This window comes from Rhodococcus sp. Z6_132 (genome assembly GCF_058133635.1).
This window is the reverse complement of sequence record NZ_JBYUNP010000003.1, coordinates 632,301-656,619: the sequence shown is the minus strand read 5'-3', so window position 1 is coordinate 656,619 and position 24,319 is coordinate 632,301. Positions and strand designations below refer to the sequence as shown.

The 24,319-nt window shown below is 73.2% G+C and carries 21 protein-coding genes; 7 read left to right on the top strand and 14 right to left on the bottom strand.

Annotated features, from left to right (window positions below; all coding sequences use genetic code 11):
* Positions 1-189 precede the first annotated feature (189 nt).
* The 4 genes from AC3YO9_RS16270 to fabG form a co-directional block, all read right to left on the bottom strand.
* Positions 190-1,446 (bottom strand): multidrug effflux MFS transporter, encoded by a 1,257-nt coding sequence (locus tag AC3YO9_RS16270; protein WP_489984089.1) that lies wholly within the window; start codon positions 1,444-1,446, stop codon positions 190-192.
* Between the two features lie 106 nt (positions 1,447-1,552).
* Positions 1,553-1,747 carry a DUF3046 domain-containing protein gene (locus tag AC3YO9_RS16265; RefSeq protein WP_127782414.1) on the bottom strand — a complete coding sequence of 65 codons (195 nt, stop codon included), beginning with the start codon at positions 1,745-1,747 and terminating at the stop codon, positions 1,553-1,555.
* A gap of 43 nt (positions 1,748-1,790) precedes the next feature.
* Positions 1,791-2,948: a glycosyltransferase gene (locus AC3YO9_RS16260; RefSeq protein ID WP_489983900.1), complete on the bottom strand. Its 1,158-nt coding sequence runs from the start codon at positions 2,946-2,948 to the stop codon at positions 1,791-1,793.
* 42 nt (positions 2,949-2,990) lie between these two features.
* A complete protein-coding gene (gene fabG / locus AC3YO9_RS16255) occupies positions 2,991-3,749 on the bottom strand; it encodes a 3-oxoacyl-ACP reductase FabG (RefSeq protein WP_489983899.1) in 759 nt (252 codons plus the stop codon).
* 91 nt (positions 3,750-3,840) lie between these two features.
* On the opposite strand from fabG, the gene AC3YO9_RS16250 reads away from it, so the two are divergent.
* The gene (locus AC3YO9_RS16250; protein ID WP_489983898.1) at positions 3,841-5,004 is read left to right on the top strand and encodes a lysylphosphatidylglycerol synthase transmembrane domain-containing protein; all 1,164 of its coding nucleotides are present in this window, start codon (positions 3,841-3,843) and stop codon (positions 5,002-5,004) included.
* Between the two features lie 37 nt (positions 5,005-5,041).
* Positions 5,042-9,712: an ATP-dependent helicase gene (locus AC3YO9_RS16245; RefSeq protein ID WP_489984088.1), complete on the top strand. Its 4,671-nt coding sequence runs from the start codon at positions 5,042-5,044 to the stop codon at positions 9,710-9,712.
* A gap of 19 nt (positions 9,713-9,731) precedes the next feature.
* On the opposite strand, the gene AC3YO9_RS16240 is transcribed toward AC3YO9_RS16245, so the two are convergent.
* Positions 9,732-9,899 (bottom strand): hypothetical protein, encoded by a 168-nt coding sequence (locus AC3YO9_RS16240; RefSeq protein WP_164860584.1) that lies wholly within the window; start codon positions 9,897-9,899, stop codon positions 9,732-9,734.
* 234 nt (positions 9,900-10,133) lie between these two features.
* Between AC3YO9_RS16240 and AC3YO9_RS16235 the strand changes: the two genes are divergently transcribed.
* Together AC3YO9_RS16235 and bfr are read left to right on the top strand one after the other, a co-directional pair.
* On the top strand, positions 10,134-10,328 hold the full coding sequence (locus AC3YO9_RS16235) for a (2Fe-2S)-binding protein (protein WP_127782409.1): 195 nt from the start codon (positions 10,134-10,136) through the stop codon (positions 10,326-10,328).
* A gap of 65 nt (positions 10,329-10,393) precedes the next feature.
* Positions 10,394-10,876 carry a bacterioferritin gene (gene bfr, locus AC3YO9_RS16230; RefSeq protein WP_127782408.1) on the top strand — a complete coding sequence of 161 codons (483 nt, stop codon included), beginning with the start codon at positions 10,394-10,396 and terminating at the stop codon, positions 10,874-10,876.
* 35 nt (positions 10,877-10,911) lie between these two features.
* Here bfr and AC3YO9_RS16225 read toward each other — a convergent pair whose 3' ends face one another.
* Positions 10,912-11,790: a L,D-transpeptidase family protein gene (locus AC3YO9_RS16225; protein ID WP_489983897.1), complete on the bottom strand. Its 879-nt coding sequence runs from the start codon at positions 11,788-11,790 to the stop codon at positions 10,912-10,914.
* Between the two features lie 218 nt (positions 11,791-12,008).
* Between AC3YO9_RS16225 and AC3YO9_RS16220 the strand changes: the two genes are divergently transcribed.
* The gene (locus AC3YO9_RS16220) at positions 12,009-12,851 is read left to right on the top strand and encodes a DNA-formamidopyrimidine glycosylase family protein (protein ID WP_489983896.1); all 843 of its coding nucleotides are present in this window, start codon (positions 12,009-12,011) and stop codon (positions 12,849-12,851) included.
* A 6-nt stretch (positions 12,852-12,857) separates the two neighbouring features.
* On the opposite strand, the gene pspM is transcribed toward AC3YO9_RS16220, so the two are convergent.
* From pspM to rimO, 5 genes are all read right to left on the bottom strand, one after another.
* Positions 12,858-13,664 carry a phage shock envelope stress response protein PspM gene (gene pspM / locus AC3YO9_RS16215; RefSeq protein WP_489983895.1) on the bottom strand — a complete coding sequence of 269 codons (807 nt, stop codon included), beginning with the start codon at positions 13,662-13,664 and terminating at the stop codon, positions 12,858-12,860.
* 17 nt (positions 13,665-13,681) lie between these two features.
* Positions 13,682-14,596 (bottom strand): PspA/IM30 family protein, encoded by a 915-nt coding sequence (locus AC3YO9_RS16210; protein WP_489983894.1) that lies wholly within the window; start codon positions 14,594-14,596, stop codon positions 13,682-13,684.
* A 174-nt stretch (positions 14,597-14,770) separates the two neighbouring features.
* On the bottom strand, positions 14,771-15,133 hold the full coding sequence (locus AC3YO9_RS16205) for a helix-turn-helix domain-containing protein (RefSeq protein WP_127782404.1): 363 nt from the start codon (positions 15,131-15,133) through the stop codon (positions 14,771-14,773).
* A gap of 147 nt (positions 15,134-15,280) precedes the next feature.
* Positions 15,281-15,835 carry a CDP-diacylglycerol--glycerol-3-phosphate 3-phosphatidyltransferase gene (pgsA, locus tag AC3YO9_RS16200; RefSeq protein WP_127784688.1) on the bottom strand — a complete coding sequence of 185 codons (555 nt, stop codon included), beginning with the start codon at positions 15,833-15,835 and terminating at the stop codon, positions 15,281-15,283.
* Positions 15,836-15,882: 47 nt separating this feature from the next.
* Positions 15,883-17,466, bottom strand: coding sequence for a 30S ribosomal protein S12 methylthiotransferase RimO (rimO, locus tag AC3YO9_RS16195; protein WP_489983893.1), 1,584 nt, complete (start codon positions 17,464-17,466; stop codon positions 15,883-15,885).
* Positions 17,467-17,507: 41 nt separating this feature from the next.
* Here rimO and AC3YO9_RS16190 point away from each other — a divergent pair, with 41 nt between their 5' ends.
* Together AC3YO9_RS16190 and AC3YO9_RS16185 are read left to right on the top strand one after the other, a co-directional pair.
* Positions 17,508-18,014 carry an amino-acid N-acetyltransferase gene (locus tag AC3YO9_RS16190; RefSeq protein ID WP_206518109.1) on the top strand — a complete coding sequence of 169 codons (507 nt, stop codon included), beginning with the start codon at positions 17,508-17,510 and terminating at the stop codon, positions 18,012-18,014.
* 24 nt (positions 18,015-18,038) lie between these two features.
* Positions 18,039-18,635, top strand: coding sequence for a YbaK/EbsC family protein (locus AC3YO9_RS16185; RefSeq protein WP_489983892.1), 597 nt, complete (start codon positions 18,039-18,041; stop codon positions 18,633-18,635).
* On the opposite strand, the gene AC3YO9_RS16180 is transcribed toward AC3YO9_RS16185, so the two are convergent.
* The 3 genes from AC3YO9_RS16180 to dapA all read right to left on the bottom strand — a co-directional run bounded on the left by AC3YO9_RS16180 (position 18,632) and on the right by dapA (position 24,283).
* Positions 18,632-21,292: a DNA translocase FtsK gene (locus tag AC3YO9_RS16180; protein WP_489983891.1), complete on the bottom strand. Its 2,661-nt coding sequence runs from the start codon at positions 21,290-21,292 to the stop codon at positions 18,632-18,634. The genes AC3YO9_RS16185 and AC3YO9_RS16180 overlap by 4 nt on opposite strands.
* A gap of 190 nt (positions 21,293-21,482) precedes the next feature.
* Entirely contained in the window at positions 21,483-23,366 is a 1,884-nt protein-coding gene (locus tag AC3YO9_RS16175; protein ID WP_489983890.1) for a ribonuclease J, read from the bottom strand.
* Positions 23,363-24,283, bottom strand: a complete 921-nt coding sequence (gene dapA / locus AC3YO9_RS16170; protein WP_127782400.1) for a 4-hydroxy-tetrahydrodipicolinate synthase — start codon at positions 24,281-24,283, stop codon at positions 23,363-23,365. Before dapA ends, AC3YO9_RS16175 begins: the two co-directional genes overlap by 4 nt.
* Positions 24,284-24,319 lie beyond the last annotated feature (36 nt).

The following is a 24,319-nucleotide window of genomic DNA, read 5'->3' as shown; positions in this document are numbered from 1 at the left end:
TTGGTGCTCTGTTCGGGTCGGCGTGAACGGTAGGACCGGGCACCGACGGTTTTGGTGGATCGTCCGCGGCTGTGGACGAGCCCCGTCGCTGGGGACAACCTCAACCGAACGTGCCCCAGCGTAGACGAACAGGTGTTCGAGTGTGGTACCTGGTTTTCGACACGCCGGACGAGGCGCGTCGGGAAGGAGCTACGGGTGCTCGACCCCAGCAGCAGCCTGCGCACCCTCCGGCGCCTGCGCCGCGCGGTGCTGTGCTGGCACTGGCTGACCTGCGGCACCGGGACTTCCGTCCTCGGCGCGGGCCAGGGTGTGCAGCGCCGTCGTCGCCGCCACGCCCATCACCAGGATGGAGATCGCCATCGGCACGGCGGTGTCCGGCCCGGCGATGCCGACCAGCGGAGACACGGCCGCGCCCACGGTGAACTGCAGCGCCCCCATCACCGCGGAGCCGGTCCCGGCTGCCCGCGGCACCTGGGCCTGGGCCAGGGCGGTGGCGTTGCCGAAGATGAAGCCGATGCTGGCAGTGACGCAGAACATCGCCCCCAGCAGCGCCCACTGGGCCGACCCACCCACGGTCACCACGGCCAGCAGCAGCACCCCGGCCGCGGTCAGCGCGGCGACGCCACCGGTGAGCAGCCGCCGCGGCGACACCCTGCCGATCAGCCGGGTGTTGAGGATGTTGGCCCCCACCAGGCCGGCGGCGTTGCAGGCGAACACCACCGAGAACATGCCCGGCGACAGTCCGAGCAGGTCCTGCACCACGAACGTGGACTGCGAGATGTAGGAGAACAAGGCCCCGAAGCCGCTGGCGAACACCAGCGTGTAGCCCAGGAAGCGGCGGTTGGTGAGCACGTAGCGGGCGTTGCGGGCGAGGGCGGCAAACCCGGCGCCGTGCCGGCGGTCGGCGGGCAGGGTCTCCGGCACCAGGAGCAGCACGCCGACCAGCATCACCACCGCCAGCCCGGTCAGCACCCAGAACACCCCGCGCCACCCGATCGGCCCGATCAGCGCACCCCCGGCCAGCGGGGCCATCACCGGGGCGACGCCGCCGATGATCATCATGACGCTGAACAGCTTGGCCGCCGCGGTGCCGCTGGCCCGGTCGGCGATCACCGCGCGGGCCAGCACGATGCCGGCCGCGCCGGAGAAGCCCTGCAGGAAGCGGGTGGCTACCAGCACCTCCACCGTGGGTGCCGTGGCGCAGAGCACCCCTGCCACCGCGCAGAGGGCGGTACCGCCGATGAGCAGCCGCCGTCGGCCGATGCCGTCGGAGAGCGGGCCGATCACCAGCTGCCCGATGGCCAGACCCGCGAGGAACGTGGTGATGGTCAGCTGCACGCTGCTGGCGGTCGCCCCGAGGTCGTCGGAGACCTCCGGCAGCCCGGGCAGGTACATGTCCGTGGCCAGCGGCGCCACCGCGGACAACAGCGCCAGCACGCACAGCATGGGAACGGAGATGGCCCGCTCCCGGACGTTCTTCTTCGGCACGCACGCTCCTCGAGATCCCGGTCAGCTGACCGCAGCACCCTACGGGCCGCCACGGTCGTCGAGATCACCAGCGCTCGGGCGGGACGTCCATCTCCGCGCACAGCGCGCGCCACACCTCACGGGGATCCGTCCCCGCCTCGATGGCCTGGTCAGCGGTGCGGCCACCGAGGGCGCCCAGGACGTGGTCGGCCACCAGCATGTCGCCGCGCTGCGGCCCGAACTCCAGGGCGACCAGCTCGCGGAACTCTGTCAGTCGCATCCGGTCACCGTAGAAGTCGACAGCCGCCCGGCGCACCCCGGGCTCAGCGGCCGCACGCCGCGGCCTCCCGGCAGACGGTGACGGCGTCGGCGCGCACCTCGTCGAGGCTGCGGGCGGCCCGCTGCGCGGCGGCGGCGTGGGCGGGCTCGGTCAGCACCTGCTGCACGGCGGCAGCCAGGCGCTCGGGCGTCAGCGGACGGACGATGACGGCGCTGCCCTGCCTGGCCGCCCGGTTGGCCAGCTCCCACTGGTCGCCCCCACCGGGCACCAGCACCGTGGGCACGCCCGCGGCCAGCGCCTTGGCCAGCATGCCGTGCCCGCCGCCGATCACCGCCACGCTCGCCGCGGCCAGCAGGGTGTCCTGCCGGCCAGTGCCCACGCTCGCCCAGCCGGGCACCTCCAGCGTCGGGTCCGGGTCCAGGACCGTGGCCACCACGCGCACTCCGCTCAGCCCGGCCAGCGCCGCCTCGAGCACGCCCAGGGTGCCGCCCTCGGCGGTGGACGGGGAGAGGAACACCAGCGGGTCGGACCCCGGCGGCAGCGCCAGCTCAGCCTCCTGCGGGTCCCACTGCAGCGGGCCCACCACGTGGGTGCGCTCCGGCCAGTCGGGCCGGGGCACCTCCAGCGCAGGCAGCGTGGCCACCAGCCGCGCCGTCGGACCGGGATCGCGCACGGGCAGGCCCACCGAGGCCCGGGCCGCGGCACGCTGGCGCTGGCCCTTCCGGGTGGAGCGGGCGGCCATCGCGCGCAGCAGGGCGTCGCGCGCCCGGCCGCCGACGCCGGTGCCCACCGCCAGGCCGCTGCCCACCGGCGGCAGCCCGCACGAGGGCAGGTACAGCGGGTGCGGGCAGAGCTCCACCCACGGCAGGCCGAGACGTTCCGCGGCCAGCCCGCCCGCCGCGGTGAGCACGTCACCCACCACCAGGTCCGGGCGCAGCGCGTGCAGCTCGGGCACCAGCACGGTGGACATGTACGCCGCCCGGCCGTGCATCCGCTGGCCGGGATCGGCGTCGTCGTCGCCGGGGCGGGGCGCCAGGCCGGGCAGGCGCCGCCACGGCACGCCGGCGTGGGCGGCGGCGTCCTGCCAGCGGGGGCTGGTGAACAGCACCGGCTCGTCCCCGGCGGCCTGCAGGCGCAGGCAAAGCGCCATGGCCGGGAACGCGTGCCCCGGGTCGGGGCCGGCCACCACCGCTACGCGCACGGGGCTGAGTGTGTCAGGCGGGGTGGGTGGGGCCGCCGTCGGTCAGCGCTGCCCGCCGTTGACGTGCAGCGTCTGCCCGCTCACGTAGCCGGCCTCCTCGCTGGCGAAGAACGCCACCACGGCGGCGATGTCGTCCGGTGTCCCCACGCGGCGCACCGGGATCTGCTCGGCGGCCAGCTTCTGGTGCTCCTCGGGGTCCATGCCCAGCCGCCGCGCGGTGGTCGCGGTCATGTCGGTGGCGATGTAGCCCGGGGCCACCGCGTTGACGGTGATCCCGAAGGGGCCGAGCTCGAGAGCGGCGGTGGCGGTGAAGGCGATGACTCCGGCCTTGGCCGAGGCGTAGTTGGCCTGGCCTCGGTTGCCCAGCGCCGAGCGGCTGGACAGGTTCACGATGCGGCCGTAGCGCTGCTCCACCAGGTGGCGCTGGGCGGCCTTGGTGAGCAGGAAGGTGCCGCGCAGGTGCACCGCCAGCACCAGGTCGAAGTCCTCCACGCTCATCTTGAACAGCATGTTGTCGCGGGTGATGCCGGCGTTGTTCACCACGATGTCCAGCCCGCCCAGCTCGCGGACCACCTGGTCGACGGCGGCGTTGACGCCCTCCTCGGAGGTGACGTCGGCGCCGATGCCCACCGCCGTGCCGCCGGCGAGGGTGATGGCCTCCGCCGAGGAGCTGGCGGCGTCGGCGTTGAGGTCGAGCACCCCCACCGCGGCCCCCTCCGACGCCAGGCGGGCGGCGATGCCAGCTCCGATGCCCTGACCCGCGCCGCTCACGATCGCCACTCGTCCGTCGAACCGTCCCATTGCTGCCCCAGCCCCTCTGCGTGTCCAGTCGCCTTGCGCTGCGGCCAACCTAACACCGTTAGGTGGTCGGCGGAAGGTGCGCTCCCGGACCATGGAGAAGGTGACCACCAGCTCCGACGTCGCCCGGCTGCGCGCCACCGCGTGGCACGAGAACGCCTGGTACACGGCGCTGCACTCGGTGTGGCGCTTCCCGCGGCGGCACCGCACCGTGCTGCGCCAGGCCGTCGGCGCGGTGCTCACCTACGGCATCGTGGCGGCGATCTTCTGGGCCATCGTCACCGAGCTGTCCGCGGAGGCCGACAACAGCGCGAGCCTCGACCTGATCCAGGCCTGGCACGTGGTGGCGCTGGTGAGTCTGGGGCTGGTGCTCCTGCTGTCCAACGCCCCTGCCCTGATGATCGCCCTGCCCGGGCAGACCCTGCGCCAGGCCGTCATCGCCAACACCGCGGGCACGGCGGTGTCCAACACCCTGCCCGAGGGCGGTGCGGTGGCCACCGGCCTCACCTTCGCCATGACGCGCTCCTGGGGCTTCCGGCTGGCCGAGATCGCCCGCAGCGTGCTGGTGGTGGACGTGGGGAACAGCCTGGTCCGCTACACCCTCGGGGGCATCGCGCTCGCGGTGCTCGCCACCCAGCCCGGCTCGCCGCAGGTGTTCGCCGTCGTGGCTGCGGCGGTCCTCGTGGTCGTCGCACTGGCCGTGGTGGTGCTGGCGCAGGTGCTGCGCAGCGAGTCCTTCGCCCGCCGGGTCGGATCGCTGGTGGGCACGGTCGTCAACGCCGTGCTCCGCCGGCTGCACCGGCAGCAGCACCCGGACCTGCCCGGTCGCGTCGCCGAGCTGCGGGTCGGCTCCGCCGAGCTGGTGCGGCAGCGGTGGCTCGCCCTCACCGTCGCCATCGCCTCCGTCCAGCTGATCAACTGCCTGGCCCTGGGTGCCGCGCTGCACCTGCAGGGGGTGGTGGAGGTGTCCTGGGCGCGCGTCGTGGTCGCCTACGCCGGCACCGCCCTCATCTCGTTGCTGATGCCCAGCCCTGGCGGCCTCGGGGTGGCCGAGGGGTCGCTGCTGACGATCCTGGGCAACGGCTTCGGCACCGTCTCCTCGACGCCGGAGCTGGTGTCGGCGGTGCTGCTCTACCGGATGGCGACCTGGTTGCTGCCCACGGTCGTCGGCCTGTTCACCTACCTCTACTGGCGGCGCACCCAGCACGCGCGCGGCCGCCGGTCCACGCAGGTCAGCCAACCTGCCGCCGAAGGCTGACGGACCCCCGCGCCATGATGGGTGCGTGACCAACCCGGTGAACGACGCGAGGGCCGCCCTGCAGGGCTTCTCCCCGGCCACCCGCGCCTGGTTCACCGGCGCCTTCGACGCACCGACCGACGCGCAGGCCGGCGCCTGGGCCGCCGCCCAGGCCGGCCAGCACGCCCTGGTGGTCGCGCCCACCGGATCCGGCAAGACCCTCGCCGCGTTCCTGTGGGCGCTGGACCGGCTGGCCGCCGAGCCGCCGCCGGAGGACCCCAGGCTGCGCTGCCGGGTGCTCTACGTGTCACCGCTGAAGGCGCTGGCGGTGGACGTGCAGCGCAACCTGCGCTCCCCGCTCACCGGCATCCGCCAGGAGGCCCAGCGGCTCGGGCTGCCGGTGCCCGACCTCACCGTCGGAACCCGCAGCGGCGACACCCCCGCCAGCGAGCGGCGCACGTTCAACCGCACCCCGCCGGACATCCTGGTGACCACCCCGGAGTCGCTGTTCCTGCTGCTCACCTCCGCGGCGCGGGACTCGCTGCGCGGGGTGCAGACGGTGATCATCGACGAGGTGCACTCGGTGGCCGCCACCAAGCGCGGCGCCCACCTCGCCCTGTCCCTGGAGCGCCTGGACGAGCTGCTGGAGACCCCGGCTCAGCGCATCGGACTCTCCGCGACGGTGCGCCCGGTGGAGGAGGTCGCAGCCTTCCTCGGCGGTGGCCGGCCGGTGCAGGTGGTGCAGCCGCGCACGCCCAAGACCGTGGAGGTGCGCGTCGAGGTGCCGGTGGAGGACCTCGCCAACCTCGGTGAGCTCACCGGGGAGGTGGAGGGGTCGGCGGCCGGGACGGAGCGGCGCACCTCCATCTGGCCGGCGGTGGAGGCCCGGGTGCTCGAGCTGGTGCAGGCACACCGCTCCACCATCGTCTTCTGCAACTCCCGGCGGCTGGCCGAGCGGCTGACGTCCAAGCTCAACGAGCTGGCCGCCGAGCAGCTGGAGGTCACCGACGCGGTCGCTGCGGCGCTGCTGGGCGACGAGGCGCCCGCCCCGGCCCAGCACTTTCCCGCCGAGGCCCCGGGGGCCTCCGGCACCACCGACGGGGCACCGGTGGTGATCGCCCGGGCCCACCACGGCTCCATGTCGCGGGAGCAGCGCACCCTGGTGGAGGAGGACCTCAAGGCCGGACGGCTGCCCTGCGTGGTGGCCACCTCCTCGTTGGAGCTGGGCATCGACATGGGCGCGGTCGACCTGGTGGTCCAGGTGGAGGCACCGCCCAGCGTGGCCTCGGGCCTGCAGCGGGTCGGTCGCGCCGGGCACCAGGTGGGTGCGGTGTCCTCCGGCGTCATGTTCCCCAAGTTCCGCGGCGACCTGGTCTCCTGCGCGGTGGTGGCCGAGCGGATGGCGGCCGGGCAGATCGAGGCGATCAGCTACCCGCGCAACCCCCTGGACGTGCTGGCGCAGCAGGTGGTGGCCATGGTGGCGCTGGAGCCGTGGACGGTGGCCGGGCTGGCCGCGGTGGTGCGCCGGGCGGCGCCCTTCGCCGCGCTGCCCGACTCCGCGCTGCAGGCCGTGCTGGACATGCTCTCCGGGCGCTACCCCAGCGAGCAGTTCGGCGAGCTGCGGGCCCGCATCACCTGGGACCGGGTGACCGACGAGCTGCGCGGACGCCCCGGCGCCCAGCGCCTGGCCGTCACCTCCGGCGGCACCATCCCCGACCGCGGGTTGTTCACCGTGATGACGCCGGGCGGCGCGGAGGGCGAGTCGGGCACCCGGGTGGGCGAGCTGGACGAGGAGATGGTCTACGAGTCGCGGGTGGGTGACACCTTCCTGCTCGGCTCCACCGCGTGGCGGGTGCAGGACATCACCCACGACCGGGTGATCGCCGTGCCCGCCCCCGGCCAGCCGGCCCGGATGCCGTTCTGGCGCGGGGAGTCCATCGGCCGCCCGCTGGAGCTGGGTCGGGCCCTGGGCGCGTTCGTCCGCGAGATCGTGGCCGCCGACGCCGAGCCCGCCCGTGCCCGCGCCCGCCAGGCCGGCCTGGACGAGTGGGCCGTGGACAACCTGCTGGCCTACCTGGCGGAGCAGCGGGAGTCCACCGGCGGGGTGCCCGACGACCGCACCATCGTGCTGGAGCGCTTCCGCGACGAGCTGGGCGACTGGCAGGTGGCGGTGCACTCGCCGTTCGGCGCGCAGGTCAACGGGCCGTGGGCGCTGGCCGTGGCGGCCCGGCTGCGGGAGCGGCGCGGGGTGGACGCGCGGGTGGCCAGTGCCGACGACGGTATCGTGCTGCGCCTGCCGGAGGCCTTCGACGACTCCGGCGGGGACCCGCTCGTCACCGCCGAGGACGTGCTGCTCGACCCGGACGAGGTGGAGCAGCTGGTGATCGCCGAGGTGGGCTCCTCCGCGCTGTTCGCCGCCCGGTTCCGCGAGTGCGCGGCCCGGTCGCTGCTGCTGCCGCGGCGCAACCCCGGCCGCCGCAGCCCGCTGTGGCAGCAGCGCCAGCGCTCCGCCCAGCTGCTGGAGGTGGCCAGCGCCTACGAGTCGTTCCCGGTGGTGCTGGAGGCGATGCGCGAGTGCGTGCAGGACGTCTACGACCTGGCCGGGCTGCGCGAGCTGATGGCCGACGTCGCCGCCCGCAAGGTGCGCGTCCTGGAGGTCACCACCCCGGCGCCGTCGCCGTTCGCCCGCAGCCTGCTGTTCGGCTACGTGGGCACCTTCCTCTACGAGCTGGACGCGCCGCTGGCCGAGCGCCGGGCCGCCGCGCTCAGCCTGGACTCCACCCTGCTCGGCGAGCTGCTCGGCTCGGAGTCGGTGCGCGAGCTGCTCGACCCCGAGGCGCTGGCCGAGATCGAGGCGCAGCTGCAGCGCACCGACCCCGACCGCCACGCCCGCGACGTGGAGGGCGCCGCGGACCTGCTGCGCTTCGTCGGCGACCTGTCGGTGGCCGACGGGCTGGCGCGCGGGGTGGCGCCGCAGTGGCTGGAGCAGCTGGAGCAGGACCGGCGGGCGCTGCTGGTGCGCATCGCCGGCGAGCAGCGCTACATCGCCATCGAGGACGCCGGGCGGTACCGGGACGCGCTCGGCACCGCGCTGCCGGTGGGGGTGCCCGAGGTGTTCACCGAGCCCACCCCCGACCCGCTGGCCGAGCTGACCGCCCGCTACGCCCGCACCCACGGCCCGTTCGCCCCGGCCACCCTGGCGCAGCGCTACGGCTTGGGCACCGCCGTCGTCGTCGGGGTGCTCGACCGCCTCACCGGCACCGGGCGGCTGGTGCGGGGCGAGCTGCGCCCGGACGGCGCGGGTACGGAGTACTGCGACGCCGAGGTGCTGCGCCGCATCCGCCGCACCTCGCTGGCCCGGCTGCGCGCGGAGGTGGAGCCGGTGGAGCCGGCGGCGCTGGGCCGCTTCCTGCCGCTGTGGCACGGCATCGGCGCGGCCCCGCGGCGCCGGGCGCCCACCGCCGACGACCTGCTGGGCGTGGTGGAGCAGCTCGCCGGGGCGCCGCTGCCCGCCAGCGCGCTGGAGTCGCTGATCCTGCCGGCGCGGCTGCCCGGCTACTCCCCCGCCCTGCTGGACGAGCTCACCGCCTCTGGCGAGGTCACCTGGACCGGCTGCGGCAGCCTGCCCGGCGGCGACGGCTGGATCGCCCTGGCGCCCACCGACGTGGCCGACCTGCTGCTGCCCGAGGTGGACGAGCAGGCACCCGACTCACCGCTGCACCGCCACCTGCTGCAGGCACTCGACGGCGGGGCCCTGTTCTTCCGGCAGCTCACCGACCGGGTGGGGGCCGCGCTGGTGGAGGCCGGTGAGCCGCTGCCGGTGGACAGCGAGGTGGTCACCGCGCTGTGGGACCTGGTGTGGGCCGGGCTGGCCACCAACGACACCCTCGCCCCGGTGCGCGCGCAGGTGGGCGCCGGCGGCACCCACAAGGCGCGGCGCTCCGCCCCGCGCAGCCGCTACGCCCGGATGCGCGCGGGACGGCCGGCCATGCCCTCGCGCACCGGTCCCCCGACGGTGGCCGGTCGCTGGTCGGCAGCGGTGCCGCGGGAAGCGGATCCCACCCGGCGTGCGCACGCCCGAGCCGAGGCCTACCTGGAGCGCCACGGCGTGCTCACTCGCGGTTCGGTGGACACCGAGCGCATCACCGGCGGCTTCTCCGGGGTCTACAAGGTGCTGCGGGCCATGGAGGACTCCGGGCGGTGCCGGCGCGGCTACGTGGTGGAGGGACTGGGCGGGGCGCAGTTCGCGGTGCCCGGCGCCATCGACCGGCTGCGCTCGGTGGCCTCCGCCGACCGTGACGCCCGCGCTGAGCCCACCGTCACCCTGCTGGCCGCCACCGACCCGGCCCAGCCGTGGGGGGCGGCGCTGGAGTGGCCCCCGGCCGTGCTCGCCGAGCAGGCGCCCGACCCCCGCGCACCCGGAGACGGCGCCGCCGCGCGCAACCGGCACCGCCCCGGCCGCAAGGCGGGCGCGCTGGTGGTGCTGGTGGACGGAGTGCCGGCGCTGTACCTGGAGCGAGGCGGCAAGTCGTTGCTCAGCTTCACCGCCGATGCCGCCACCCTGGACCGGGCCGCTCGTGAGCTCGCCGCGGCCGTGCACGACGGGCGGCTGCGCTCGGTGGCAGTGGAGCGCACCGACGGGGTGGACGCGCTGGGCTCGGCGCTGGGCACGGTGCTGGGCAACGCCGGCTTCCACGCCACCCCGCGGGGCATGCGCCTGCGAGCCTGAGCGCGGCCGATCCCGGCGACTACCGGATGCTGCGCTGGTTGTTGCCCTTGATGGCGGCGTAGGCCGCGGTGCCGACGAACAGCAGCCCGCCGATGACGGCGAGCCAGAACAGCCCCTTCACGATCGCGCCGATCAGCGTCACCGCCAGCCAGACGATGATCAGGACCCCGAGAACTTTCCAGATCATGCGTTGTCCTCACCTCGACGAAGCCCGCCGCCATGACGGGTGTGTTGAGCTTCAGCCTCTCATCATGGGCGGCGATGTCCCAAGCGTCGAGGCTTGCCACCGCAAAGTTCTCGCCGGGCACCGACAAATCTTCGGTTGCGCACGGCAAAACCTGGGAAATGACTCTTCCCAAAGCGTCCGAGCCGTGAGTAAGGTTAGGGATACCTAAACTTCGGTGGAAGGACCTCCACGCCCATGTTCGTCTGCATCTGCCACGCGGTCACTGAGACCGACGTCGAGCTGGTCATCGAGAACGGGGCGAGCACCGAGGAAGAGGTCGGGGAGCGCTGCTACGCGGGGACTGGTTGTGGCAGCTGCCTCGATCGCATCTGCGACCTCATCGATGCTGGGACCCGGCGTGAAAGAATGCTGCTGAAGCTGGCGGGCTGACGCCCCCGAGCCTCGCTACCGGCAGGTCGCCGGCACGCATGTGCGATGTCCCAGTGGAGGCGTAGATGAAGGGTGACCCCAAGGTCATCGAGTTCCTCAACAAGCAGCTGACGGGGGAGCTCACCGCGATCAACCAGTACTTCCTGCACGCCAAGATGCAGGACTCGCGTGGCTGGTCGAAGCTCGCGGAGTACACCCGCGCCGAGTCGATCGACGAGATGAAGCACGCCGAGGTGCTCACCGACCGCATCCTGATGCTGGACGGTCTCCCCAACTACCAGCGCCTGGAGCCCCTGCGCATCGGCCAGAACATCACCGAGATGTTCGAGTCCGACCTGCAGGTGGAGGTGGACGCCGTCACGGTGCTCCGCGAGGGCATCGAGTACATGCGCTCCGTCAACGACACCACGTCGGCGCGCCTGTTCGAGACCATCCTCGAGGACGAGGAGGGCCACGTGGACTACCTGGAGACCCAGCTCGACCTCATCAAGACCCTGGGTGAGCAGCTCTACCTGGCCAAGCAGGTGGCGCCGGTCTCCGAGGCCTGAGCCTCGCCAACCGGGCCTGCAGGCCGACCCCGGCGCTAGGCGCTCCCGATCACGATGGCGGGGCGCGCGCCGGGGTCGAGCCATCTCAGCAGGTTCACCAGGTCGTCCCGGTGCACCGCCACGCAGCCCGCCGTGGGCTGGCCGTTGCTGACGTGCAGGAAGAAGGCCGAGCCCGCTCCGCGCACCCGGGCGGCGTTGTAGCCGATGGTCACGGCGTAGTCGTAGACCGCCCCCGCCCCGAAGAGGTTCTCCGATGCTCCCCCGGGGCTGTTCTGCTGCACCACGTGGGTGTTGTAGGTGGGGCTGTTGACGTTGGAGTCCCACCAGTCCCACCACCCGGTGGTGAAGTAGGGCAGTCGAGTGCCGGGGTTGGCCTGCCGGCCGAACGCCTGGGTCAGCGGGTACGCACCCTCCGGGGTGAGGTTGGTGTACTCCGAGGCCTGGCCGATGCCGTTGGGCCCGATGTTCGCCGGCACCGGGCCGTACACCTGCGTCCACCCCGTCGGCGTGCGGTTCCAGGCGGTGACGGTCGCGGTGCTCGCGCCGCGCCAGGGCGCCACCACGGTGATCACCTGGTCGGCGTTGCCCTGGTAGGGCAGCGGCATCGTGGCCGGCGGCGGCGGGAACAGGCACGCCCACACCTGTTGGAACAGCCCCACCAGGAAGCTCCACACGGTGGCCCAGTCGAAGCCCGCCGCCTGGGCACGCACCGGGGCCGCGGCTGCGGTCGGGGCGCTGACGGCCGTCCGGGTCACCGGCGCGAGCGGAACGGCCGCCGCCACCGGTGCCACGCTCACGCTGACCGGCACCGGCGTCGCGGCCGCTGCCACCGCCTGGCCGCCGCCCACGCCGGTGAGCGCGATACCCAGCAGGACGCTCACCGCCACCGCCCGTGTCCCGAGCAACCGTCTCATCGCGCCTCGTCTCCGTCTGAGCTGCGGGGCGCTGCGGGGCCTCAACGCACCGAGAGAGCCGGAAAAAGGGCGATGAGGGACCTGACCGCCCCGTAGCAGGGGGCGCGTGCACCCCCCGAACACTGTGGACACACCGTAGAGCACGGGGTGGCAGGGCCCGGCCGCTTCAGCAAAGCCACGCGTGCGGCGGCCACGGCACCGGGTGCGATCATGGGGACGTGCCTGAGGGAGACACCGTGTGGCTGGCTGGCCGCCGGATGCGTGCCGCGCTGGTGGGCGAGCAGCTGGTGCGCGGCGAGCTGCGCCACCCCCAGCTGTCCACTGTGGATCTCACCGGTCGCACGGTGACCGCGGTGGAGTCGGTGGGCAAGCACCTGCTCATCCGCTTTGACGACGGGCGCACCCTGCACACGCACTTCCTGATGGACGGCTCGTGGCACCTGTACTCCCCCGGCCGTCGCTGGCAGGGCCCGGACCACCAGGTGCGCGCGGTGCTGGCGACACCGGCCAAGGTGGCGGTGGGCTTCCGGCTGCACCAGATGGCGCTGGTGCCCACCGCCGAGGAGGACCGGCTGGTCGGCCACCTGGGCCCCGACCTGCTCGGTGAGCACTGGGACGCCGCTCAGGAGGCGGAAGCCGTCGCCCGGCTCAGCGCCGAACCTGGCCGCGAGCTGGGGCAGGCGCTGCTGGACCAGCGGGTGCTCGCCGGCGTGGGCAACCTCTACAAGGCCGAGGTCTGCTTCCTGCTGGGCGTCTCACCGTGGAGCCCGGTGTCCGCCGTTGACCCGGTGCGCTGCGTGCGGCTGTGCCGGGACCTGTTGCTGCGCAACGCCAACCGCCCTCAGCAGTCCACCACCGGCCTGCTCGGCCGCGACCGTGAGCACTGGGTGTTCGAGCGCACCGGGCTGCCGTGTCGCCGCTGCGGCACCACGGTGGGCCTGGCCAACCAGGGCGAGCCGCCGCAGCAGCGCCTGACCTACCTGTGCCCCACCTGCCAGCCGGGCCCGCACCCCCCGCTGGCCACCCGGCCCGCCCGAGCCAAGCGCGTGCAGAAGGCCTGAGCGGGCCTACCACTCGCGGGTGGGCAGCTCCGCTCGCCAGGACCGCTCGGCGGTGTGCAGCCCGGCCAGCTCGTCCAGCGCGGCCGTGAGTGCATCGATGCGCTCGGCGGTCTCGGTCAGCGCCGGCCGGTGGTGGTCGGTGTGCCGCGAGGTGGTGGCCACCGCGCGGGCGGCCGCGGCCACCACCTGCTCGTACTCGGCGACGCCGGTCTGCAGCCGCCGTACCGCCTCGCCCACCACCGGCTCCAGCTCGGTGGCGGCCACTGGGCTGGAGTCCCGGGCGCGCTCCAGCGCACCGAGGGCACCGGCCTCGTGGCGCAGCACCGCGGCAGCGGCGGCCGCGGAGGCGCGAGCCTCCTGCACCTCCCCGGGGGGTACCGCGGCGTCGGCCTCCAGCAACCCGAAGAGGTTGTGCAGGCTGGACTCCGCCGCGGCCAGCCCGCGCAGCGGCGCCAGGGCGGCCGAGGCCCGCGGCAGGCGGGGGTCCACCGAGCGGCCCGGGGGCAGCGGAACGCGCCGCAGCCGGCGCAGCCGCACCGCGAAGGCCGTGGTGGGTACTGCGGCCGCCGCAGCCAGCCCGCAGCCGGCGGCCACCACCAGCGACGGCGCGTCAAAGACCGCGAGCCCGGCGGTGCCCGCGGTGAAGGCACCGGTGGCGCTGCCGAAGCCGACGGTGCTGGCCGTCGCCGCACGGCGCTTGCGCAGCGCCCGCCGGCGCGGGTCCTGCCAACGGGTGACGGCGTTGCCCACTCCCCGCGCCGCCTCCTGGGCAGAGGCGAAGGCGGTGGAGAGGTCGAAGCGCGGGCTGCTCATGTCGTGCGGACGGCCGCTCAAGCCTGGCGCTCGCCCTGCGCGGGCGGGTCGGTCGCCGGCTGGGCGGCGCTGGACTGGGCGGCGCTGGACTGGGCGGCACTGGACTGGCCGGGCGCCGCCTTGGTGGTGTCGACGGCGGGTCGGGCAGTGTCTTGGCCTGCGCCCGCACCGAGGGACTGCTGTCCCGGCGCTGCGCTGAGCGCCCCGGCCCCGGAGTCCATGGAGGCGCGGATCTGCTCCAGCCGGGTGCGTCCGGCCAGCTGGTGGGTGGACTGCTGCACCTCGAGCATCCGGCCCTCCACCGAGTCCTTGGACAGCTCGGCCGAGCCGAGGGCAGTGGCGTAGCGGCGCTCGATCTTCTCCCGCACGTCGTCCAGGGACGGGGTGGTGCCCGGGGCGGAGAGCTCGTTGACCGAGCGCAGCGAGCTGCTCACCTGCTCCTGCATCTTGGCCTGCTCCAGCTGGCTGAGCAGCTTGGTTCGCTCGGCGAGCTTCTGCTGCAGCAGCATCGCGTTCTGCTCCACCGCCTGCTTGGCCTGCCCGGCCGCCTGCAGCGACTGGTCGTGCAGGCTCTTGAGGTCCTCCACCGCCTGCTCGGCGGTCACCAGCTGCGCCGCGAAGGCTTCCGCGGTGCTCTCGTACTGGCCGGCCCGGGCGTCGTCGCCCTTGCCGCGGGCGTCGTCGGCGAGCATCAGCGCCTGCCGGGTGCTGGTGGACAGCTTCTCCACCTCACCCAGCTGGCGGTTCAGCTTCATCTCCAGCTGGCGCTGGTTGCCGATGACGGCGGCGGCCTGGTGCGACAGCGCCTGGTGCTGGCGCTGGGCCTCCTCGACGGCCTGCTGGATCTGCACCCTGGGGTCGGCGTGCTCGTCGATCTTGCTGGAGAACAGCGCCATCGAGTACTTCCACGCCTTGACGAACGGGTTGGCCATCGTCAGCCTGCCTCCCAACCATCTGCGCCCCCGCGAAGCGCGGCGGCGGCCGCCTGCGGCGACGGCGCACGACTCTCGTGCGTCAGACCGGGATGCGTCACCCCGGCCCCAGGACCCCATCCTCTCAGCCGCGGCCGCACCGTTGCACACCTCACGGCCGCGCGCCGCCCGCGCTCAGGCGGCGCGGGCGGTGACGTGCAGGCCCCGCGGGGCGGAGATGACCACCCGTGTTCCGTCCGCGATCTCGGCGCTGTGACCGGGCGGGAGGCTGACCGCAGCGGTGTCGCGCGACTGCGCCCCCTCGCCGGAGGCCAGCGCCTGGCTCACGTCGGTGAAGACCTGGGACAGCGGAACGTCGAGGGCGTCGCAGATGGCGGCGAGCAGCTCGCTCGAGGCCTCCTTGCGGCCGCGCTCGACCTCGGACAGGTAGCCGAGGCTCACCCGCGCGCTCCCGGAGACCTCACGCAGGGTGCGGCTCTGGGCTGTCCGCGCCCGTCGCAAGCTGTCCCCGATTGCCTCTCGCAGCAGCAGTGCCATGGTGCCGCCCTTCATTGGTCGAGTGCCGTCATGACGTACAACGTCGCGGCACCCGCAGTCAGTTCCCGACCACCCGATCCTTCCGGACAAGTGGGACTGGCGCCACTGGGTGTTGGTCCCGGCGCCGGGGGTGCGGGCACTGGGTGGTCAGGACGTCCGGGCCGCGGCCTGCTTCATGCGAATTCCCTTGGCGCGCAGTCGCAGAGCCCGTACCACGTAGTCGGCGCCGGTGAGCACGGTGAGCAGCACCGCCAGCACCATGAGGGCCTGGCTGAACGGCTGCACCCCGTCGGGCAGCGGCAGCACGTACAGCCCGATCGCCAGGGTCTGCACCAGCGTCTTGAGCTTGCCGCCGCGGCTGGCGGGGATCACGCCGTGGCGGATCACCCAGAACCGCAGCGCGGTCACGCCGATCTCGCGGACGGCGATGATCGCGGTCACCCACCAGGTGAGCTCACCGAGCACGCTCAGCCCGATCAGCGCGCCGCCGATCAGGGCCTTGTCGGCGATGGGGTCGATGATCCGGCCGAAGTCGGTGACCAGGCCGTACTTGCGGGCCACCTCCCCGTCGATGCGGTCGGTGATGCTGGCCACGGCGAACACCACGAAGGCCGCCACCCGCCACCCGCTGGACTCCCCCGACTCCGCGAAGAGCGCCAGCAGGAACACCGGCACCAGAGCCAGCCGGAGCATGGTGAGCATGTTGGCCGCGTTCAGGATCGGCGGCGGGTCGGGCAGCGGCCTGGTGCTCACCCGGCGCTCCGCGCGGCCCCGGTGGCGGCCAGCTGCCCGCCGAGCTCCGGTGACTGCACGGTCTCCTCCTGCACGGTCTCCTCCTGCACGGGCTGCTCCGGGGGGATGACCTCCAGGGCCTCCACGACCAGGTCGACGCCGTCGCTGCCCACCACCCGGGCGCGGACCAGCTCACCGACCTCCACGCTGCCGACCTCGGTGAAGACGCACTCGCCGTCCACCTCGGGGGCCTGGTGCTCGGCGCGGCCCGACGCCAGGCCGACCTCGCCCTCGCCCATCTCGGCGAGGTCCTCGGTGCCGTCACGCTCGACGAGCACCACCACCTCGGTTCCGATGCGGTCCTCGGCCCGCTGCGAGGTGAGCTCGTCCACCAGCGAGGAGATGCGCTGCACGCGCACGTTCACCTCGGCCGGGTCGACGTGGCCGTCCAGGTCCACCGCCTCGGTGCCGTCCTCGTCGGAGTAGCCGAACACGCCGACGGCGTCCAGGCGAGCACCGATGAGGAACTGCTCCAGCTCCACCAGGTCCTCCTCGGTCTCCCCAGGGAAGCCGACGATGACGTTGGTGCGGATGCCGGCCTCGGGGGCCAGCGCCCGGATCTGCGCACAGAGCTCCAGGAAGCTCTCCCGGTCGCCGAAGCGGCGCATCCGGCGCAGCACCGGGCCGGAGGCGTGCTGGAAGGAGAGGTCGAAGTAGCGGGCCACGCCGGGCGTGGTGGCGACCGCGCGCAGCAGCGCGGGCCGGGTCTCGGCGGGCTGCAGGTAGCTCAGCCGGACACGGTCGATCCCGGGGATGGCCGCCAGCTCGCCGAGCAGGGCCTCCAGGATGGTGGTGTCACCGAGGTCCTTGCCGTACGAGGTGGAGTTCTCGCTCACCAGGTACAGCTCGCGCACGCCGTGCTCGGCCAGCCAGCGGCCCTCGGCCAGCACCTCGGCGGGGCCGCGGGAGACGAAGGAGCCGCGGAAGGAGGGGATGGCGCAGAACGAGCAGCGCCGGTCGCAGCCCGAGGCCAGCTTCAGCGGCGCCACCGGGGCGTCGTCGAGGCGGCGGCGGACCACTCGCGAGGCCGGTCCCCACGCGTGGCCGGGCACGGCCACCTCGGCCGCGGCCTTGGGGCGCTCCACCGGGGAGATGGGCAGCAGCAGCCGCCGGTCGGCCGGGGTGTGCGAGGCGATGGGGGTGCCGGCCATGACCTCCTGCAGACGGTCGGCCAGCTCCGGGTAGTGGTCGAAGCCCAGCACCGCGTCGGCCTCGGGCAGGTCCTTGGCCAGCTCCGCGCCGTAGCGCTCGGCCAGGCAGCCCACCGCGACCACCTTGGCGCCGGTGTCGGAGGCGGCCAGCAGCGTGTCGATGGAGTCCTTCTTCGCCTGCTCGATGAAGCCGCAGGTGTTCACCACCACGAGGTCGGCCGGGTCACCGTCGGCGACCAGCTCGAAACCCCCCTCGGCCAGCCGGCCGGCCATCTCCTCGGTGTCCACCTCGTTGCGGGCGCAGCCCATGGTCAGGAGGGCGACGCGAGCCGGCGGGTGCGCAGAGCCGGGAGCGGAGGCGGTGGACGGGGGGGAGGAAAGTACAGACACGCTACGTAGCCTATCCGGCCGGCCGTACTAGCCTGCGCATCATGACCTCAGGCGGAGACGTGCTCGTGCGTCGGGCGCGCACCTCCGACGTCCCGGCCATCAAGAACCTCGTCGACCGCTACGCCGGCCGCATCCTGCTCTCCAAGCCGCTGGTCACCCTCTACGAGTCGGTGCAGGAGTTCTGGGTTGCCGAGTGCGGCAACACCGTCGTGGGGTGTGGGGCGCTGCACGTGCTGTGGTCGGACCTCGGCGAGGTGCGCACCGTGGCGGTCGACCCGCCGTACCTGGGCCACGGCATCGGCCACCGCATCGTGGCGAAGCTGCTGGAGGTGGCCCGCGACCTGGAGCTCAGCAGGGTGTTCGTGCTCACCTTCGAGGTGCGCTTCTTCGCCCAGCACGGCTTCGTCGAGATCGAGGGCACCCCGGTGGACGCCGAGGTCTACGCCCAGATGCTGCGCTCCTACGACTCCGGCGTCGCGGAGTTCCTCGACCTGAGCACGGTCAAGCCGAACACCCTGGGCAACACTCGGATGCTGCTCACCCTCTAGCGCGTCTCGCTACAGTCGCCTGCCATGAGCAGCTTCGTGGCACCGCCGTTCGGGACGTTCGCCACCGCGCAGCCGGCGCTGGAGGTGGCCGCGACGCTGGCCCCGGCGGTGGCCGAGGCGCTGCGCAGCTGGGACGCCGCCGCCACGGTGCTCTACGTGGACACCGACCCGGACAAGGCCGACACCGCGGTGTTCTGCGCCGCCTACGACGTGCCACTGCAGGCGTCGGCGAACTGCGTGGTGGTCGCCGCCCGCCGCGGCGGCGAGGTGAGCCTGGCCGCCTGCCTGGCGCTGTCGGACACCCGGGTGGACGTCAACCGCACGGTCCGCCAGCACCTCGGTGCCCGCAAGGCCTCGTTCGCGGCGATGGACACCGCGGTGGCCGAGACCGGGATGGAGCACGGGGGCATCACCCCGGTGGGGCTGCCGCCGTCGTGGCCGCTGCTGGTGGACGCCGCCGTCGTGGCCGCCCCGCACGTGCTGGTGGGCAGCGGTCGTCGCCGAGGCAAGCTGATCCTGCCCGGCAGCGCCGTCGCCCAGCTTCCCGGCGTGCAGGTGCTCACCGGGCTGGCCGCTGAGCTGGTCGGTGTCGGCGGTCCTGGTCGGTGTCGGCGGTCCTAGTCGGTGTCGGCGGTGGCCCCGGCGGGATCGCCGCCGCGCACCGACCACAGCAGCCCGTCCAGCTCCTCCGGCTTGACCAGCACGTCGCGCGCCTTGGAACCCTCGCTGGGTCCCACCACGCCGCGGGTCTCCATCAGGTCCATCAGCCGCCCGGCCTTGGCGAAGCCCACCCGCAGCTTGCGCTGCAGCATCGAGGTGGAGCCGAACTGGCTGGTCACCACCAGCTCGATGGCCTGCAGCAGCACGTCCATGTCCTCGCCGATGTCGGGATCGACGTCCTTGGCCGCGGCCGTCTTCTGCACGGTCACCCCGTCGGTGTACTCCGGCTCCGCCTGCGTCTTGGTGTACTCGACGACGGCGCTGATCTCCTCGTCGGTGATGAACGCACCCTGCAGGCGGACCGGGCGCCCGGCGCCCATGGGCAGGAACAGCGCGTCACCCATGCCGATGAGCTTCTCCGCGCCCGGCTGGTCCAGGATGACCCGGCTGTCGGTGAGCGAGGACGTGGCGAAGGCCAGCCGGGACGGCACGTTGGTCTTGATCAGACCGGTGACCACGTCCACCGAGGGGCGCTGGGTGGCCAGCACCAGGTGGATGCCCGCTGCACGGGCCTTCTGGGTGATGCGGACGATGGCGTCCTCCACGTCCCGCGGGGCCGTCATCATCAGGTCCGCGAGCTCGTCCACGATGGCCAGGATGTAGGGGTAGGGGCGGTAGACCCGCTCGCTGCCCAGCGGCGCGGTGATCTCCCCGGAGCGCACCTTGGTGTTGAAGTCGTCGATGTGGCGCACCCGGTTGACCTGCATGTCCTGGTAGCGCTGCTCCATCTCCTCCACCAACCACGCCAGCGCGGAGGCCGCCTTCTTGGGCTGGGTGATGATGGGCGTGATCAGGTGCGGGATCCCCTCGTACGGGGTGAGCTCCACCATCTTGGGGTCGATGAGGATGAGCCGCACCTCGTCGGGGGTGGCCCGCGACAGCAGCGAGACCAGCATGGAGTTGACGAAGGACGACTTTCCGGAACCGGTGGAGCCGGCCACCAGCAGGTGCGGCATCTTGGCCAGGTTGGCGTTGACGAAGTTGCCCTCGATGTCCTTGCCGAGGCCGATGACCAGCGGGTGCTGGTCCTTGCGGGTGTTGGGCGCCAGCAGCACGTCGGCCAGCCGGACCATCTCGCGGTCGGTGTTGGGCACCTCGATGCCCACCGCGGACTTGCCGGGGATGGGCGCCAGCAGGCGCACGTTGTCGGTGGCCACCGCGTAGGCGATGTTGCGGGCCAGCGCGGTGATCTTCTCGACCTTGACGCCCGGGCCCAGCTCCACCTCGTAGCGGGTGACCGTGGGGCCGCGGGTGAAGCCGGTGACCGCGGCGTCGATGTTGAACTGCTCCAGCACGCTGGTGATCGCCTCGATCATGGCGTCGTTGGCGCTGGAGCGGGTCTTGGGCGGGTCGCCGACGGTCAGCAGGTCCACCGGCGGCAGCGTGTAGTCGCCCTCGATCACCCGCTGCACCGACAGCTGCTCGGTGTCCTCCACCGGCGCCGGCACGACGGCGGGAACCGCGGCGGCACTCACCTTCGTGGTCTTGGCCTGCGGCGAGGAGTGTCCCGGGCTGGGCCGCTTGGGCGCCACCGGCTCCACGGGGGCGTCCCACGGCAGCTCGTCCTGGTCGCCGCTGCCGCGCACCCCCGCCGGGGTGTCGGCGGCGTCGGTGCTCGCGGCGGCCTGGCGCCGGCGGGACGGGCGACGCAGCTTCTCGGTGGGCTGGGCAGCCAGCTCGTCGTCGGTGGGCCAGCCGTGGCCGGGCAGGTCCGCACCGTCGGACTCCGCGCCGACGAGCTCGTCCTCGGCACCCAGCTCGTCGTCGAACCGGTCCGCCCCGAGCAGCCGGCGCAACCGGTGGGGCACCTCGCGGGCAGTGGTGCCGGTGAGCACCAGCAGGCCGAACAGGGCCACCAGCACCAGCAGGGGCACCGCCAGCCACTCGGTGACTCCGGCACTGAGCGGGCCACCGGCGGCGAAGCCGACTGCTCCACCAGCACGTCGGCGCTCGTCCATGGTCTCCGGCAGGCCGCCGATGACGTGCCACACGCCCAGCACGGCCACGATGAGCAGCAACCACCCGGTGACCAGCCGCGGCCGGGCCTCGGGCTCGGGCTCGGTGCGCATCAGTGTGATGGCGGCGGCCAGCAGCAGCAGCGGAGCCAGCCAGGCCCCAGCGCCCATGATGGTGCGCACCCCGGTGTCCACCGCCGAGCCGACCGGTCCCCCGGCCTGCAGCCACACCCCGGCGGCCAGCACCACGCCGACGGCGATGAGGCACAGCGCCAGGCCGTCGCGGCGGTGGGCGTGCTCCAGCTCGCGGGTGCGGCCGATCGCTCGGGCACCAGCGCCCACGCCCTTGGCCATCGCGCCGAACGCGGTGCCCACTCCCCGCATCGCGGTGGCACCCGCGGAGGGGCCGGTGCGCGGGGTGGAGCGAGTACGGGTGGTGCGCGAGGCGGGCTTGCGCGCGGGTGCCGTGCGGGTGCTCGCGGTGGTCTTGCGGGTGCTCGCGGTGGTCTTGCGGCTGGCCGGTGGCTTGCGCGCGCGGGTCGTGGTCTTGCTCCGCGACGCGCCCGTGCGCGCGGTGGAACGGGTGCGTGCCTTGCCTGCCATGCGCCCTACGGTAGTCCCACGCGACTCATCTGCCGCCCCTGCAACACCACTGCCACCGGGCGAGTCACCTCACAGCCCGGGCACCCTCGACGGCGTTCAGGGCCCTCGACGGCGTCAGGGCCCTCCTCGCCCTGTGCGGAACCCACACGGGACGACGAGGGCCCTGAACGACCGGGACCGGTGGGTGCGGCTACGCCTGCGGGTTGGCGGCGGAGCGGGCGGTGGCCACCGGGATGATGGTCGGGATGATCATCGGCCGGCGACGGTAGGTGTCCGCCACCCAGCGGCCCACCACGCGGCGCACCGCCTGGGCGATGCGGTGGCTATCGGTGATGCCCTCGGCCTCCTGGCGCGCCAGCTCGGACTCCACCACCTCGATGCAGCTCTCCAGCGCCTTGGGGTCGTCGGAGAAGCCACGCCCGGACAGCTCCGGCCGGCTCACCGCCCGTCCGGTGGTGGAGTCGATGGCCACGGAGATGGCGATGAAGCCACCCTCCCCCAGCACCAGGCGGTCCGACAGCGTGGACTCGCCCACGTCGCCGACCGACAGACCGTCCACGTAGACGTGACCCACCGGAACCTGGCCGACGATCTCGGCCATGCCGTCCACCAGGTCGACCACCACGCCGTCCTCGGCGAGCATGATGCGGTCCTCGGCCACCCCGGTGGCCTTGGCCAGCGCGGCGTTGGCGCGCAGGTGGCGCCACTCGCCGTGCACCGGCATCACGTTGGTGGGTCGCACCGCGTTGTAGAGGTACAGCAGCTCACCGGCGGAGGCGTGCCCGGAGACGTGCACCTTGGCGTTCTGCTGGGTGATCACCTTGGCGCCACGCTTGGCCAGGCCGTTGACCACGGCGAACACGGAGTTCTCGTTGCCGGGGATCAGCGAGGATGCCAGCACCACGAGGTCGTTGGCGCGGATGTTGATCTGGCGGTGCTCGCCGCGGGCCATCCGCGACAGCGCCGACAGCGGCTCGCCCTGCGAGCCCGTGGAGACCAGCACCAGGCGGTCGTCGGGCAGCTTGGTCGCCTGGTCCAGGCTCACCACCAGGCCGTCGGGCACGTCCAGCACGCCCAGCTCGGAGGCGATCTCCATGTTGCGCACCATGGAGCGGCCCACGAACGTGACCTTGCGGTTGTAGCGGTGCGCCACCTCCAGCACCTGCTGGATGCGGTGCACGTGGCTGGCGAAGGACGCCACGATCACCCGCTGGTTGGCCTTGCCGATGACGGTGTCGAGCACGCCACCGATCTCGCGCTCGGGGGTGACGAAGCCGGGGACCTCCGCGTTGGTGGAGTCCACCAGGAACAGGTCCACGCCCTCGTCGCCCAGGCGGGAGAAGCCGGCCAGGTCGGTGAGGCGTCCGTCCAGCGGCAGCTGGTCCAGCTTGATGTCACCGGTGTGCAGCACCACGCCCGCGGGGGTGCGGATGGCCACGGCCAGCGCGTCCGGGATGGAGTGGTTGACCGCGAAGTACTCGCACTCGAAGGGTCCGTTGGTGGTGCGCTCGCCCTCGGTGACCTCGACCAGCTTGGGCTTGAGCCGGTGCTCGCGGCACTTGGCCGACAGCAGCGCCAGGGTGAACCGGGAGCCGATGACGGGGATGTCCTGGCGCAGGCGCAGCAGGAACGGCACGGCACCGATGTGGTCCTCGTGGCCGTGCGTGAGCACGATGGCCTCGACGTCGTTGATCCGGTCCTCGATGGGGCCGAAGTCCGGCAGGATCAGGTCGACACCAGGCTGGGCGTCCTCGGGGAACAGCACGCCGCAGTCCACGATCAGCAGCTTGCCGCCGAACTCGAAGACCGTCATGTTGCGGCCGATCTCGCCGATGCCACCCAGCGCCACGATCCGCAGGCCGTTGCGCGGCAGCTTGGGCGGCAGGCCCAGGCGCTCGGTCGGGTCCACCCGGGGCTTGCCGTCGGGACGCTGGTTGCCGCCGCCCCGGTTGCCGCCCTGGCCGCGCCCGCCCTGGTTCTGGCCGCCCTGGTTCTGGCCGCCCTGGTTCTGGTTGGACTCGCCCTGGTTCCCGCCGTTGCCGCCACCGCGGCGGCCGCGGCCGCCCCGGCTCATGCGGCACCGCCGACGAGCAGGCCGCTGCGACGCATCTCGGCGGAGAGCAGCTCGAGCTGAGCGGCACTGGGAGCGATCTGCGGCAGGCGCGGCACGCCCACGTCCACACCGGTCACGCGCAGCGCGGCCTTGGAGAAGCTGACGCCCCCGAGCTGGCTCATGATGCGAACCAGCGGAAGGGTCTGGGCGTTGAGCTGCCGGGCGCGCACCACGTCACCGGACTCGTAGGCATCGAGCATCTGACGCAGCGGGCCAGCCATCACGTGGCTGATCACGCTGACGAAGCCTACGGCTCCAACTGAGAGCCAGGGCAAGTTCAACGGGTCGTCTCCTGAGTAGTAGGCAAGCTCCGTCTGGCTGATCACCTCAGCACCCCCGCGCAGGTCGCCCTTGGCGTCCTTGACCGCGAGGATGTTCGGGTGCTCAGCCAGCCGGAGCATGGTGTCGTTCTCGATGGGCACGATGGAGCGAGCAGGGATGTCGTAGAGCATCACCGGCAGGTCCGTCGCGCTGGCCACGGCACCGAAGTGCGCGACCAAACCCTCCTGTGAGGGCCGGGAGTAGTAGGGAGTGACCACGAGCAGCCCGTGCGCACCCGACTCGGCCGCGGCGCGGGCGAGCTCGATGGTGTGCGCGGTGTCGTTGGTGCCGACTCCAGCGATGACGCCGACGTCCGGGCCCACCGCGGACAGCACGGCCCGCAGCACCTCGTTCTGCTCGGCGTCGGTGGTGGTGGGCGACTCACCGGTGGTTCCGCACACCACGAGGCCGTCGCAGCCCTGCTTGACCAGGCTGACGGCCAGCGCCGCAGTGGCATCGAGATCGAGGGCCCCGTCAGGGGTGAACGGCGTCACCATGGCAGTGAGCACACGGCCGAAAGGGCGCCCGGCAGCAGCAGAGGGAACACCGGAGGTCATGGGTGGTCACGCTACCCGTTGGCCTGGGTAGCGCTG

What these genes read in the sequence shown, in the direction of transcription:
- bfr (WP_127782408.1), top strand. Translation starts at nt 10,394, where the DNA reads ATGAAGGGTGACCCCAAGGTCATCGAGTTCCTCAACAAGCAGCTGACG.
- AC3YO9_RS16210 (WP_489983894.1), bottom strand. Translation starts at nt 14,596, where the DNA reads ATGGCCAACCCGTTCGTCAAGGCGTGGAAGTACTCGATGGCGCTGTTC.
- pgsA (WP_127784688.1), bottom strand. Translation starts at nt 15,835, where the DNA reads ATGCTCACCATGCTCCGGCTGGCTCTGGTGCCGGTGTTCCTGCTGGCG.
- fabG (WP_489983899.1), bottom strand. Translation starts at nt 3,749, where the DNA reads ATGGGACGGTTCGACGGACGAGTGGCGATCGTGAGCGGCGCGGGTCAG.
- AC3YO9_RS16175 (WP_489983890.1), bottom strand. Translation starts at nt 23,366, where the DNA reads ATGAGCCGGGGCGGCCGCGGCCGCCGCGGTGGCGGCAACGGCGGGAAC.
- AC3YO9_RS16270 (WP_489984089.1), bottom strand. Translation starts at nt 1,446, where the DNA reads ATGCTGTGCGTGCTGGCGCTGTTGTCCGCGGTGGCGCCGCTGGCCACG.
- AC3YO9_RS16190 (WP_206518109.1), top strand. Translation starts at nt 17,508, where the DNA reads ATGACCTCAGGCGGAGACGTGCTCGTGCGTCGGGCGCGCACCTCCGAC.
- AC3YO9_RS16185 (WP_489983892.1), top strand. Translation starts at nt 18,039, where the DNA reads ATGAGCAGCTTCGTGGCACCGCCGTTCGGGACGTTCGCCACCGCGCAG.
- AC3YO9_RS16235 (WP_127782409.1), top strand. Translation starts at nt 10,134, where the DNA reads ATGTTCGTCTGCATCTGCCACGCGGTCACTGAGACCGACGTCGAGCTG.
- dapA (WP_127782400.1), bottom strand. Translation starts at nt 24,283, where the DNA reads ATGACCTCCGGTGTTCCCTCTGCTGCTGCCGGGCGCCCTTTCGGCCGT.
- AC3YO9_RS16205 (WP_127782404.1), bottom strand. Translation starts at nt 15,133, where the DNA reads ATGGCACTGCTGCTGCGAGAGGCAATCGGGGACAGCTTGCGACGGGCG.
- AC3YO9_RS16180 (WP_489983891.1), bottom strand. Translation starts at nt 21,292, where the DNA reads ATGGCAGGCAAGGCACGCACCCGTTCCACCGCGCGCACGGGCGCGTCG.
- AC3YO9_RS16265 (WP_127782414.1), bottom strand. Translation starts at nt 1,747, where the DNA reads ATGCGACTGACAGAGTTCCGCGAGCTGGTCGCCCTGGAGTTCGGGCCG.
- pspM (WP_489983895.1), bottom strand. Translation starts at nt 13,664, where the DNA reads ATGAGCAGCCCGCGCTTCGACCTCTCCACCGCCTTCGCCTCTGCCCAG.
- AC3YO9_RS16250 (WP_489983898.1), top strand. Translation starts at nt 3,841, where the DNA reads ATGGAGAAGGTGACCACCAGCTCCGACGTCGCCCGGCTGCGCGCCACC.
- AC3YO9_RS16240 (WP_164860584.1), bottom strand. Translation starts at nt 9,899, where the DNA reads ATGATCTGGAAAGTTCTCGGGGTCCTGATCATCGTCTGGCTGGCGGTG.
- AC3YO9_RS16225 (WP_489983897.1), bottom strand. Translation starts at nt 11,790, where the DNA reads ATGAGACGGTTGCTCGGGACACGGGCGGTGGCGGTGAGCGTCCTGCTG.